The 12,694-nt window shown below is 50.0% G+C and carries 12 protein-coding genes; 4 read left to right on the plus strand and 8 right to left on the minus strand.

All coding sequences use genetic code 11. The annotated features are described in order from the left end of the window. Both HQ393_RS01505 and HQ393_RS01510 read left to right on the plus strand, forming a co-directional pair. Positions 1 to 1,188, plus strand: a complete 1,188-nt coding sequence (locus HQ393_RS01505; protein WP_179357108.1) for a DUF3108 domain-containing protein — start codon at positions 1 to 3, stop codon at positions 1,186 to 1,188. 122 nt (positions 1,189 to 1,310) lie between these two features. After that, positions 1,311 to 2,654, plus strand: coding sequence for an RsmB/NOP family class I SAM-dependent RNA methyltransferase (locus HQ393_RS01510; protein ID WP_179357109.1), 1,344 nt, complete (start codon positions 1,311 to 1,313; stop codon positions 2,652 to 2,654). Positions 2,655 to 2,730: 76 nt separating this feature from the next. On the opposite strand, the gene HQ393_RS01515 is transcribed toward HQ393_RS01510, so the two are convergent. From HQ393_RS01515 to HQ393_RS01545, 7 genes are all read right to left on the minus strand, one after another. Next, positions 2,731 to 3,153 carry a ClpXP protease specificity-enhancing factor gene (locus HQ393_RS01515; RefSeq protein ID WP_179357110.1) on the minus strand — a complete coding sequence of 141 codons (423 nt, stop codon included), beginning with the start codon at positions 3,151 to 3,153 and terminating at the stop codon, positions 2,731 to 2,733. 111 nt (positions 3,154 to 3,264) lie between these two features. Beyond that, positions 3,265 to 3,870 (minus strand): glutathione S-transferase N-terminal domain-containing protein, encoded by a 606-nt coding sequence (locus tag HQ393_RS01520; RefSeq protein ID WP_179357111.1) that lies wholly within the window; start codon positions 3,868 to 3,870, stop codon positions 3,265 to 3,267. Positions 3,871 to 4,127: 257 nt separating this feature from the next. Further along, entirely contained in the window at positions 4,128 to 4,886 is a 759-nt protein-coding gene (locus HQ393_RS01525) for a cytochrome c1 (RefSeq protein ID WP_179357112.1), read from the minus strand. A 10-nt stretch (positions 4,887 to 4,896) separates the two neighbouring features. Further along, entirely contained in the window at positions 4,897 to 6,255 is a 1,359-nt protein-coding gene (locus HQ393_RS01530) for a cytochrome b (protein ID WP_179357113.1), read from the minus strand. An 11-nt stretch (positions 6,256 to 6,266) separates the two neighbouring features. After that, on the minus strand, positions 6,267 to 6,851 hold the full coding sequence (gene petA, locus HQ393_RS01535; protein ID WP_179357114.1) for a ubiquinol-cytochrome c reductase iron-sulfur subunit: 585 nt from the start codon (positions 6,849 to 6,851) through the stop codon (positions 6,267 to 6,269). A 128-nt stretch (positions 6,852 to 6,979) separates the two neighbouring features. After that, complete coding sequence (locus HQ393_RS01540; protein WP_179357115.1) at positions 6,980 to 7,414, minus strand: hypothetical protein; 435 nt, start codon at positions 7,412 to 7,414, stop codon at positions 6,980 to 6,982. Continuing rightward, positions 7,411 to 8,163, minus strand: coding sequence for a Nif3-like dinuclear metal center hexameric protein (locus tag HQ393_RS01545; protein ID WP_218871255.1), 753 nt, complete (start codon positions 8,161 to 8,163; stop codon positions 7,411 to 7,413). Before HQ393_RS01545 ends, HQ393_RS01540 begins: the two co-directional genes overlap by 4 nt. A gap of 15 nt (positions 8,164 to 8,178) precedes the next feature. Between HQ393_RS01545 and HQ393_RS01550 the strand changes: the two genes are divergently transcribed. Further along, positions 8,179 to 9,339: a Do family serine endopeptidase gene (locus tag HQ393_RS01550; protein ID WP_179357116.1), complete on the plus strand. Its 1,161-nt coding sequence runs from the start codon at positions 8,179 to 8,181 to the stop codon at positions 9,337 to 9,339. Positions 9,340 to 9,542: 203 nt separating this feature from the next. Here HQ393_RS01550 and HQ393_RS01555 read toward each other — a convergent pair whose 3' ends face one another. Beyond that, the gene (locus HQ393_RS01555) at positions 9,543 to 11,513 is read right to left on the minus strand and encodes a monovalent cation:proton antiporter family protein (protein WP_179357117.1); all 1,971 of its coding nucleotides are present in this window, start codon (positions 11,511 to 11,513) and stop codon (positions 9,543 to 9,545) included. 198 nt (positions 11,514 to 11,711) lie between these two features. Here HQ393_RS01555 and HQ393_RS01560 point away from each other — a divergent pair, with 198 nt between their 5' ends. Further along, positions 11,712 to 12,677, plus strand: coding sequence for a KpsF/GutQ family sugar-phosphate isomerase (locus HQ393_RS01560; protein WP_179357118.1), 966 nt, complete (start codon positions 11,712 to 11,714; stop codon positions 12,675 to 12,677). Positions 12,678 to 12,694 lie beyond the last annotated feature (17 nt).

A 12,694-nucleotide genomic window follows, 5' to 3' on the forward strand; every position in this document is an offset into this window, starting at 1 on the left:
GTGCGCTGGTTTTTTTGGTCGGCTTTATTGCTTTCGCTCGTGCTGCATGTAGTCGCAGTACTGGGTGAGCCAGTCTATTTATGGATGACTGAAACCAAAAAAGAAGAACCTAAGGCCAAAGAAACCAAGCGTAAATTGCAAAGCCAACAATTAGCCGAAGACGACCCGCTCACCGAGCTCAAAAACGTCAAACCGGCCGAAAAGCAGGTGGTGTTTTTGCAGGTCGAGCCGTTGACGCAGCCTGCACCGAAGCCCGTCAAAGCATCGGCACCAAAGCGAAAACGGCTTGCGAGTACCGTGTTGGCCAGCGCTCCAGTAGCAAGTGCGCCCGCCGTGGCCAGTGAAGCGGCGCTTGCAGCACAGATGGCCTCTGCAACCGCGAGTGCACCGCTGGTGCAAAATGCGCTTGCTACTAGTGCTTCGAGTGCATCAAGTGCTACTGCGATCATTGCCTCTGCGCCAAATAGCATGAGTGCCAGCCGAGTTGCACGTGCGAGTGGCCCATCGGCCGCAACCAAGATCAATCACAGTGCTGCCCAGCGTTTCCCTAAGGAAGTGCAGATTGAATATCGCTATGCGGTGGTGACCGCCTATTTGAATTGGAAGCTAAGCAATAATGCTTACGATTTAGAGCTGAAAGTGCTTCCGATGGGCGTGCGTTTTATTAGCCGTGGTCGGATCGGTAAAGAAGGGGTGATGCCGGAGTATTTTGCTGATATTTCCAATGGACCAGATGTACCCAAAAACGAAGTTAAGTTTGATTGGGCGACCATGCAGGCAACCATCAATAATAAAGGTCAGATCACCGTTGAATCATTTGAGCCCGGCGATCAAGATGTGATGTCGGCCGCGTTGCATTTGGCGCTGATGGGCGGGGCGCAGCCTGAATACGAAATGTCGGTTTTTACGGGCAAAAAGCGTTACACCCATGTTCACTACGCCATTAAAGGTGAAGCACCGATTAAAGTGGGTGAGCATGAAATGACCGCCTTGCTGATGGCAGCAAAAGGCAATAGCAATCAAGCCGATTTCTGGCTGGCGCCCGATTGGAATAATCTACCAGTTCGGATGATTATTCATACCGAAAAGTATGGCCGCTTTGATTTATCGGCCTACAATCTAAGCCTAGATGGGAAAAAAGTATTAGAGACGATTGATCCGGGGGCGCGGCAGCAGCCACGCCGATGATCAGTTGGAAAAATGATGTCCATATCAGGTTCGCATGAGCGGGCGATGGGCAGGAAAACGCAATTGCACTCATGCAATTGCTCCGGCAACACAAGTTGGCGGATTGAATAAAGAGAGTATGTATGACACCAAAGCAATTATCCGCCACTTTAGATATTTTGAATTCTGCGCTCGGCTTTAATGCGCCTGCCGATGCGGTTGTTTCGCGCCATTTTCGTGAAAACAAGGACTTAGGCCCAAAAGATCGTGCGGTCATTGCCGAGACCGTGTTTGGCATTTTGCGCCACTTGCCACAGCTTGAATGGTTGGCGGGTAGTACGAATGAACGCTTAGCAAGTACCCGTGAATTATTGTTGGCGTTTTTTACGCGAATCAAGCATTTGAATGTCCGTGAGTTGCCATCGGTGTTTACCGATGAAGACAAGGAGCGCGCCGGTGCCATGAAGGGTATGGCGCTACGAGACGCGCCACTCAACGTTCGCGCAGCCATGCCCCAGTGGTTGGTGGATGCCATGCTCGCCGAAGGCAAAGACGAAGCCGCCATTTTGGCGATGGGTCAAGCCATGCTGCAGGCCGCGCCGCTCGATATCCGCGTGAATGGGATTAAAGCTAAGCGTGATGCCGTTGCATCCGAATTAAAAGCCGTTGGCGATATTAATACGACCCCAACACCCTATTCGCCATGGGGCTTGCGGGTTGAAGGCAAGCCCGCGATTAATAAATACAAATGCTTTATTGAAGGTCGCGTTGAAGTACAAGATGAAGGTAGTCAATTGTTGGGCCTGTTGTCTGGTGCGAAACGTGGCCAAATGGTGACTGATTTCTGCGCAGGTGCGGGTGGCAAAACCTTGCTACTGGGCGCAATGATGCAAAACACGGGCCGCTTGTATGCCTTTGATGTGTCGGAAAAGCGTCTCGCTAATTTGAAACCACGTTTAGCACGCTCTGGTTTGTCCAATGTGAATCCGCAATTGATTGCGTCAGAAACGGATCAAAAAATCAAACGTCTAGCCGGCAAAATGGATGTGGTACTGGTGGATTCGCCTTGTTCGGGAATGGGCACTTTACGCCGCAATCCTGACCTGAAAATGCGCCAGTCAGCGCAAAGCGTTGCGGAATTAAATGAGAAACAACGCGCTATTTTGAAGTCAGCGGCACGACTGGTGAAAAATGGTGGTCGTTTGGTGTATGCGACATGCAGTTTCTTGCAAAGCGAAAATCAGGGTATTGTGCGCGAATTTCTGGCGGCTCATCCAGATTTTCAATTGCTGGATGCGCGTGAGCTGTTGGCCAAAGAGCGAGTAGAGATTGAATTGGCGGATGAGTTTTTGCAACTAACACCACAACAACATCAAACCGATGCCTTCTTTGCTGCTGTATTGCAGCGGCTGAGTGTAGAAAAAGTCAAAGCGCAGGAAGAGTCGGCGATGTTGTCTGCCGAAGATGAAGCGAGCGAAGAAGTCTAATTCGTTGGGCTTTATGAAAAAACCCGCTGTAATGAGCGGGTTTTTTTTATTTTGGGCAATCGGATCATTGCTGAGCCTATTTCACCACGCGTAATTGCGGGCGACCGCTTGGGCGAGGAGGGGGCTCTTGCGGCGGTTCATCTGGGTGATTGCTAGATTCCGGTGCGCTTTCTGGTTCGCCATCCACGCCTTCATATTCAAAACCCATGCCTTCGCCATTTTCACGCGAGAAGATTGAAATGATCGCGCCTACGGGAATCTCAATATCGCGGGAAACGCCATTAAAGCGTGCTGAGAAGCTCACAAAGTCATTGGCTATGACGAGATTGCGACACGCGTTGTAGCTGACATTCAAGACAATTTCGCCGCCTTTTACATATTCCATCGGCACATGCATTTTGCCACGCACGGCCACGACGATGTAGGGCGTGAAGCCTTGGTCGGAACACCACTCGTGAATGGCGCGTAATAAGTACGGTTTGGTCGATACAGTTTGCATGGTCGGCCCCGCAAAAAATAATATGTTTCTATTGTAGCAGGCTTACATTACTTTGATGTAGCAGCCACGGCACAAAGCGAAAGACCCCTGCAAAGGGGTCTTGGATGTTGCTTATTTGCGCATTGCTTTTTCATTGGCGGTCAATGAATCGATAAATGCTTCACGGCTAAATAGACGTTCAGCGTATTTCATCACAGGCACCAGGCCTTTGGTGACTTCAATGCCGTAGTGTTCAAAGCGCCACAGCAGTGGTGCAATTGCAACGTCCAGCATTGAGAACTCTTCACCCATAATGAATTTTTGCTTGGTAAAGATCGGAGCAATTTGCGTCAAATTATCGCGAATAGCGACACGTGCTGCTTCAACCGCGGTTTTCTTCGCGCTGCTGTCTTCCAGTGTTTTAACGTGGATGAATAATTCACGCTCCAGATTAAACAGCATCAAGCGTGCGCGGGCGCGCATCACTGGATCTGCTGGCATCAATTGTGGGTGCGGGAAGCGTTCATCAATGTATTCGTTGATGATGTTTGACTCATACAGCTGCAAATCACGCTCAACCAAGACAGGTACTTCGTTGTACGGATTCATAATGGCCAAGTCTTCTGGCTTGCTGTGGATATCCACGTCCAGAATCTCAAAATCCATGCCTTTTTCAAATAGCACAATACGGCAGCGGTGACTAAATGGGCAGGAAGTACCAGAGTACAACTTCATCATGGCGTTTAAGTCCTTTGTGGGTTGTAAAACAATAGCCGCAATTGTAATGATATTGCAGTGCAATAGCTATAAAAACACCGATAAGATATTGATTTGTAATGGATAATTGTCTGTTTGTTGGTTGGGGGCTGTTGCGGGGCTTGTTCAGCGACTTGTGGGGTATTGGCCTGAAGTGATTGTGCTTGAAGGTATTTAGGCATATACCCATAGAAATAAAAAAGGGCGGAGAATCCGCCCTTTTGCTGAGTTACGCGATCTTAATGCACATCACGCCAAAATTCTTTCTTTAGCAAGTAAGTGATCGGGATCAGGAACAAGATCAAGAACAGTAAAACGCCATAACCAATTTGTTCGCGTTTTACTTGAGCTGGTTCAGCCATGAATGACAGGTAGTTCACCAAGTCACCTACACGTTGATCGTATTCGTGATTATCGAACGTGCCATTTTCTGCGCCGCGAGTCAAAGTGCCTGGTTTAACCAGTTTGAGCGTTTTTTCTGCGTGAGGGCCTTCGCCTTTCACTTCAAGAATTTGTTCGCCCTGCAATTGCCACAGTACATGTGGCATACCGACTTTATCAAATACCAAGTTGTTCCAGCCCGTTGGACGAGTTTCATCACGGTAGAACGAACGCAGGTAAGTGTATAGCCAATCTGTGCCACGCGAACGCGCAATCAAGCTCAGATCAGGCGGTGTGGCGCCGAACCAAGCTTTGCCATCTTTAGCTGCCATCGCTACTTTCATTTGATCGCCCACTTTATCGGTGGTGAACATCAAGTTAGCTTTGATCTGAGCTTCGGTTAGGCCAATGTCCTGCAGGCGGTTGTAACGCATTACAGCCGCACCGTGACAAGATAAGCAGTAGTTCACAAAAGTTTGCGCGCCACGCTGCAGGCTTTCTGCATTGCTTGGATCAATCGGTGCTTTGTCCAAATGAACGCCTTCGCTGGCAGCGAAGCTTTGGCCAGCTAAAGCCAAAGAGGCAATGGCGAGGAGGCTAGCGAGTGTTTTTTTCATGGCTGTCTCCTTAAACCAGATTTGCAAAGAGGTATGCGCCGCCAATTGCAATGGCAACATAAACCAGGAACATCATTTGCTGTTTGCTCGTTGAGAACGTCACACGCTCAGGTACTGGCGTGCAAGGCTTCTCGTTCTTGGTATAGAAAGGCATACCCAAGAAGAAAGCAAAATAGATAAATGACAGAATCTGAGCAATCACGGTGCGAACATTGGTCGATGGCATTGCGCCCAAGATACCCAGGCCGATGAATGCAATCAGGAACAGCACCAACATCACTTTGAAGCTCGTTGGACGATAACGGATCGATTTGATCGGTGAACGATCAAGCCATGGCAGGAAGGCGATCAGTACCACTGCACCGCCCATACCCAATACGCCCCAAACTTGGGTGCCAAGGAACGATGGAATCGCACGCAAAATCGCGTAGAACGGTGTGAAGTACCAAACTGGAGCAATGTGCGGTGGTGTTTTCAGCGCATCAGCTGGGTCGAAGTTTGGATGCTCCAAGAAGAAGCCGCCCATTTCTGGTTTGAAGAACAAGATCGCGCAGAACACAGCCAAGAACACCGCTACGCCGAAAATGTCTTTAACGGTGTAGTAGGGGTGGAATGGAATCCCATCACGTGGGATGTGTGTCACTGGATCTTTGTTTTTCTTGATTTCAACGCCATCTGGGTTGTTAGAACCCACTTCGTGCAATGCAACCAAGTGAGCAACAACCAGCGCCAGCAATACCAAAGGTACAGCAATCACGTGCAGCGCAAAGAAGCGGTTCAGCGTTGCATCAGAGACCACGAAGTCACCACGAATCAGCACTGACAGGTCAGGACCAATCACTGGAATTGATGCAAACAAGTTCACAATAACCTGAGCGCCCCAGAATGACATTTGGCCCCAAGGCAGCAAGTAGCCCAAGAAAGCTTCAGCCATCAAGATCAGGAAGATCAAGGTACCAAATACCCAAACCAGTTCACGTGGTTGTTTGTATGAGCCGTAGATCAAGCCACGGAACATATGCAGATACACCACAACGAAGAACATCGATGCACCTGTTGAGTGCATGTAGCGGATGATCCAGCCACCTGCCACATCACGCATGATGTATTCAACCGATGCAAAGGCCACCGAAATATTGGTACCAGGGATCAAGTTGCCATCTGGCTTGTAGTTCATGGTCAGGAAAATGCCGGTGACGATCTGGATAACCAGAACCAGCATGGCCAATGAGCCGAAGAAGTACCAGAAGTTAAAGTTTTTTGGTGCGTAGTATTCGGAAACGTGTGCTTTCCAGGTGCTGGTGAGCGGGAAACGCTCATCCACCCAGCCAAGTACCTTTTCCGGTAAACCTTGTTGTTGATTGCTCATGACTTAGCCCCTTATTTGTCTTCGCCGACCAGAATGGTTGCGTCGGTGAGGTATTTGTGCGGAGGGATAACCAAGTTGACTGGTGCTGGTACGCCGGTAAAGACGCGACCCGCCAAGTCGAACTTGGAGCCATGACATGGGCAGTAAAAGCCACCCACCCAATCCGGACCCAAATCAGCAGGCGCCAAGTCAGGACGGAAAGTTGGCGAACAGCCCAAGTGAGTACAAACACCCGTTGCAACCCAGATTTCAGGTTTAATCGAGCGAGTTGCGTTATGGCAATACTCTGGTTGTTCACTGGCATTAGACTTTGGATCTACGAGTTTAGGATCGTTTTTCGCTAAGTCTTTCAGCATCTCTGGGGTGCGTTTTACCACCCAAACAGGTTTGCCGCGCCATTCGACGGTAATTTTTTGGCCTAGCTCGAGTTTGCTGATGTCCACTTCAACAGGGGCACCCGCTGCTTTTGCGCGCTCGGAAGGAAAGAAGCTGGCGACGAACGGAATCGCCACACCAGCTGTCGCAACAGCGCCTACTGCGCTGGAAGCGACGACTAAAAATCGCCGCTTGCTATTATCTATTTGCTGCTCACTCATAACCCAATCCCTGATTTGTAGGAACGCAATATCGGAAACCGCCAAATTCTACCCGAAAGCACCATGGAACTTAAAGCGCATTGAGGCGTCTTAGCGACCATTTTGAAAAATAAAGTTCAAAAGCGAGTCTAATTGGTGACGTAGCGCGCTAATTCTTCATTTAATTTATCGGCAACACTCAAGGTAATGTCTTCTACTTTTTCATTTTTGCTTGAAGGGTAGCTGATTTGATAAACACGCGCGGTTAATTTCCAACCTTGCGGTGTTTGCATCAATGAATACTGAATTCTAGCCTCGGTCGGAATATTCGCTTTAGTGACCGCCGACATAAATTCAATTTGATTGGCTGAGCGTGACCGTATTTTCATGCCTTTGCTGCTACGGTAACGAATGATGTCTTCCATGATGGTTTTATTGCTGCGGCCGACAATGGTTGCGCTCGGATAACTTGGTTGCACATTTACGACAGGTTTGGTGGGCTCGGGCGGGGACTGCGTTGCGCAGCCGACGCACAGAAAGCTCAAAATACCCATTGTGAGCAGTGAGGTGAAATTCAATTTCATACGGGGTTATCCAAATCAAGGTGGATGTGCTCAAGGCCAAATTCTTCAGCCAGATGTTTACCTAGTGCAGCAATACCATAACGTTCGGTCGCATGATGGCCCGCTGCAATATAAGCAACGCCGCTTTCATTGGCTAAGTGCGTAACAAATTCGGAGGCTTCGCCGGTAATAAAGCAGTCAATATTCATATTGCTGGCTTCGCGGAAATAGCTTTGTGCGCCGCCGGTGCACCAGGCGACATTGCGAATGGTTTTATTCATATCGCCGAGCGTTAATGCTGGCCGTTTTAGTTGCAAGCCTATGTGCTGGCTAAAGGTGTCTAGTGACATTGGGACGGGCAATTCGCCCAGCCATGCCAATTCTTGCTCGCCAAAGCGAGCCGTGCCAATCAGGCCGAGTTTTTGCGCCAATTGCGCATTATTGCCCAACGTTTCATGAGCATCGAGTGGCAAGTGGTAGCCAAACAAATTGACATCGTTGAGTAGTAATTTGGCAATGCGTTGTTTTTTGGTGCGGGTGATGGTGGGGTCTTCACCTTTCCAGAAATAGCCATGATGAACCAAGATCGCGTCGGCACCTTGCTCGATGGCTGCTTCAATCAAGGCGAGCGAGGCGGTGACACCCGTCACAATTTTACTAATCTGTTCACGCCCTTCGACTTGTAGGCCATTTGGGGCGTAATCTTTGAATCGTGTCACTGCAAGCAGTTGTCCGATATAATTTTCTAACTCTTGACGTTGAATTGGCATAAAGATAAACGCACTATGAAAAAACTTTGGCTCATTTTCGCACAAACCACCACGATCGGTCTGGCGATCTGGTTTTTAGTGACTTTACTTAAGCCCGAATGGCGTATGCCAGTTGCACCGCCAACGCCGGTGGTTACTCTCAAACAAACTCAGGCCGTAGCCTCTGCCCCCGCAGAGTTTTCCTACAGTCAGGCCGCGAAAAAAGCCAAGCCCTCGGTGGTGAATATTTATACCGCGCAAGAAGCGCGCCAAGTGCGCAACCCTTTCTTGAATGATCCTGTGTTGCGGAAATTTTTTGGCGAACGTGGACAAGGCGGCAGGGGTGATGAGGCGCAACGACCGTCAAGTTTGGGCTCTGGCGTCTTGGTCTCTGAGCAAGGGTATATTGTTACAAACAATCATGTTGTTGAAGCCGCCGACGAAATTGAAGTGGCCTTGGCAGATGGGCGCACTGCTTCGGCCAAATTGATCGGTAGCGACCCTGACACCGATATTGCTGTGATTAAAATTGATTTACCCAATTTGCCAGCGATCAGCTTTGCTGATGTTGAAAAATTGGAAATCGGTGATGTGGTCTTGGCTATTGGTAATCCATTTGGCGTCGGTCAGACGGTGACGATGGGGATTATTTCCGCTTTAGGCCGTTCCGAGTTGGGCATCAACACCTTTGAAAATTTCATTCAAACTGACGCTGCGATCAATCCTGGTAATTCGGGTGGGGCATTGGTCGATGCGCGCGGTAATCTGATTGGGATAAATACCGCGATTTATTCCAAAACTGGTGGCTCTTTGGGAATTGGTTTTGCGATTCCGGCGACCACGGTGAAGCAAATTATGGAAGCGCTGATTAAAGACGGCAGCGTAACGCGCGGTTGGCTTGGCGTTGAAGTGCAAGATTTGACTGCCGATTTGGCTACGTCGCTAGGGGTAAAAGACGTCAAAGGCAGTTTGATTGCCGGCGTGGTGCGCAATGGCCCGGCGGCTAATGCTGGCGTTCGACCCGGCGATCTCTTACTGAGCATCGATGGCAAAGAGGTCACTAACTCGGCCAAAATGCTCGATATTATCGCCGCCCTTAAACCTGAGCAGTCAGTGCCGATGGTGTATGTGCGACAAGGACAGCAAGTCGAGACGACAGTTCAGGTCGGTAAACGCCCTAAGTTTAACCGTCGTTAGTGGGGTATTTGCTTTAATATGTTGCTGGATTTTTACTTGGGGTCTATACGGTGCGGGGGTATTCAGCTCGCTGACTTCGAAACTATTTGTTCGCGGCGGTGCTGCCGCTTGTTGCTCAAAAAGTGCAAAAGCATAGGCTGATTGTATTGCAGCGATTCAACAGAAACCGACAAGGGATGCTCTGCGGCTGGAGCGAAGCATGGTTAATTGCCTTGCAGCAGTAAGATTTCTGCCGCCGCTAGGTCTTCCTGTTCGCCAAGTAATACTACGACATCGCCATTTTGCAGCTGATAATCTTGGCTTGGTTGTACAGCCGGCTGATTACGTCGTCGGATACTGCGTACTTCGACGCGCAATTGTTCTAGCTTTAATTCACCGATGGTATAGCCGATAGCATAGGCATTTTGCGTCAGCTGTACGGTATGCAGGCGAGGTTGGTGGCGGTCACCATCCTCGTTTTCTTCGTGTATCCCGCGGTAAAATCCGCGTATGAGCTGATAACGTGCTTCGCGTACTTCACGGATGCGACGCACGACTTTATTGAGCGGAACGCCCAATAACATCATGGTGTGTGAGGCCAGCATCAGCGAGCCTTCCATGATTTCTGCGACCACTTCAGCCGCGCCAGCGTTTTTGAGTAAATCAATATCGCTATCGTCTTGCGTGCGCACAATCACCGGCAGCTCTGGCCGCAATTGGTGTACGACTTCTAAAATTTTCATCGCAGAATGGGTTTCTGCATAGGTCACAATCAAGGCGCGGGCGCGCATTAGACCCGCCGCGATCAGTACCTCGCGTTTGGCGGCGTCGCCAAAAACCACCGATTCACCCGCTGCACCCGCTTCGCGGACCATTTCTGGGTCGAGATCGAGCGCAAAAAAAGTGATATTTTCCGCGTGTAAAATGCGACCTAATGACTGACCACTGCGGCCGTAACCGCACAGAATCACGTGCCCGCTATTGGCCATGCTACGCACGGCGATCTGGTGCAAATTGGCTGCCAGATTCATCCATTCCGAGCTGGCTAGGCGCAATACCAATTTGTCGGAGTGCTGAATTAAGAATGGCGTGATCATCATCGAAACAATAATCGCCGCGATCGTGCTTTGTAGCAGAGTTGCGGGCATGAGATGCTGTCCCGCAGCCAAGGCGAGCAAAACAAAGGCAAATTCTCCGCCTTGCCCAAGTGCAAAACCCGTGCGCCATGAAGTGCCTGCCGAGTTGCCAAATAGACGTGCCAGCCCCGCAATAACCAAAACTTTGATTGGGCCGAGCACCATGACGAGGCCCAAAATTAAAGGCCATTGTGTTTGTAGAATCGCAAAATTCAGATTCATGCCCACGGTGACAAAAAATAGACCCAGCAGTAAATCGCGGAAAGGTCGGATGTCGTCTTCGACTTGATAGCGATATTCTGTTTCGGCAATCAACATGCCGGCTAAAAACGCGCCCAAGGCCAAAGAAAGCCCCGCTAATTCAGTCATCCAGGCGATGCCCAGCGTCGTGAGCAAAATATTGAGCATGAATAATTCGCTGGAGTGCTGGCGAGCAACCAAATTAAACCAAGGGCGCATTAATTTTTGGCCTAGCCACAGCAGTAATGTCAGGACTGCAATGATTTTGAGTGCGGCAAAGCCCAATGAAGCGGCTAATTGTTCGGCTGGTTGGCTCAAAACGGGGATCATAATCAGGAACGGCACAACGGCCAGATCTTGAAATAGCAAAATCCCAAAAGCATTCTGCCCATGGGGCGCATTTAATTCGTTGCGATCGGTGAGTAATTTGGACACCATGGCGGTTGATGACATGGCCATGGCCGCCCCTAAAGCCAAGCCCACTTGCCAGCTTAAACCGAGCAGCATGACGCCGCCGCCCACCAAGGCGAGTACACTCAATACTTGGCTCAGGCCAAGGCCAAATACAATGCGGCGCATGGCCTTGAGTTTGGCCAGATTAAATTCCAGCCCCAAGGTAAACATCAGAAATACGACGCCAAACTCAGCTAGGTGAATCGCTTCCTCACTGGAAGGAATGATCCCTAGGGCATGTGGGCCAATAAAAATACCAATCACCAAATAGCCGAGCATCGGTGGTAGCTTGATTTTGCGGCACAGTACGACCGTTAATACGGCGGTCGCCAATAAAAAGAGAAGATTTTTTAAAATTGAATCCATGCTGCGCGAGAGTGCCCTGTGGGGTAAGTGCTTTTAGTTTAGCTGTTTCAATGTGATAAATTGGGACGAGTGCTGCAAAACAGCAGATTGTTTGATGTAAGTATAACCGAAGCAAATGCTATTTATACCGCGCCGCTGTTACATCGCGCCGCGCTCTTTTATAATCCAGTCTCAATTTTTCCTAGCGATGCCTTGTTCATGCAAAGTGCACATCAAACTGCTCGTCGTGTTTTGGCCATGGAAGCAGCAGCCATCGAAGCGATCGGCGCTCGTCTGGATGATGGTTTGTTTGAGCAGGCCTGCCAGCTTGTCCTTGCTTGCCAAGGGCGAGTGGTCGTTATGGGAATGGGTAAATCAGGTCATATTGCGCGCAAAATTGCCGCCACCATGGCCAGTACCGGTACCCCTGCTATTTTTGTCCACCCCGGTGAAGCTGCACATGGTGATTTGGGGATGATTACGCGCCAAGATATGGTGCTGATATTGTCCAACTCGGGTGAAAGCGATGAAGTGCTGGCTATCCTGCCTAGCTTAAAGCGCCTTGCAGTGCCGATTATCTCGATGACGGGCGCGCCACAATCGACTTTAGCGCAAGAGGCGAATGTGCATTTGGACGCTGGCGTGGCCGAAGAGGCTTGCCCACTGAATTTGGCGCCGACTGCGAGTACGACGGCGGCCTTGGCGCTCGGGGATGCGCTGGCTGTGGCCTTGCTGGAGGCTCGGGGTTTTCAGGCCGATGATTTTGCCTTGTCGCATCCGGGCGGAAGCTTAGGGCGTCGTCTGTTGGTGCATGTGCGTGATTTGATGCATGCGGGAGATAAGCTGCCTGTCGTGCAGGAAACCATGCCTTTGCGTGATGCCTTGCTGGAAATTAGTCGCAAAGGCTTGGGCATGACTGCGGTAGTGGATGCGGCTGGCCAATTGCAAGGCGTGTATACCGATGGTGATTTACGCCGCACTTTGGATCGCGATGTAGACCTACGCGCAACCAAGGTGTCTGAGGTGATGACACGTAATCCTGCTACCATAGAGGCTCAGCGCTTGGCGGCGGAGGCGGCTGCAGTGATGGAAGGGCGCAGAATTAATGGCTTGCTGGTGCTAGAAAATGGTCAGCTGGTCGGTGCTTTGAATATGCACGATTTATTAAAGGCTAGGGTGGTTTGATTGGGTATGTCCCCCAA

Origin of the sequence: Chitinibacter bivalviorum, assembly GCF_013403565.1 — a bacterium.
Lineage (GTDB): Bacteria > Pseudomonadota > Gammaproteobacteria > Burkholderiales > Chitinibacteraceae > Chitinibacter > Chitinibacter bivalviorum.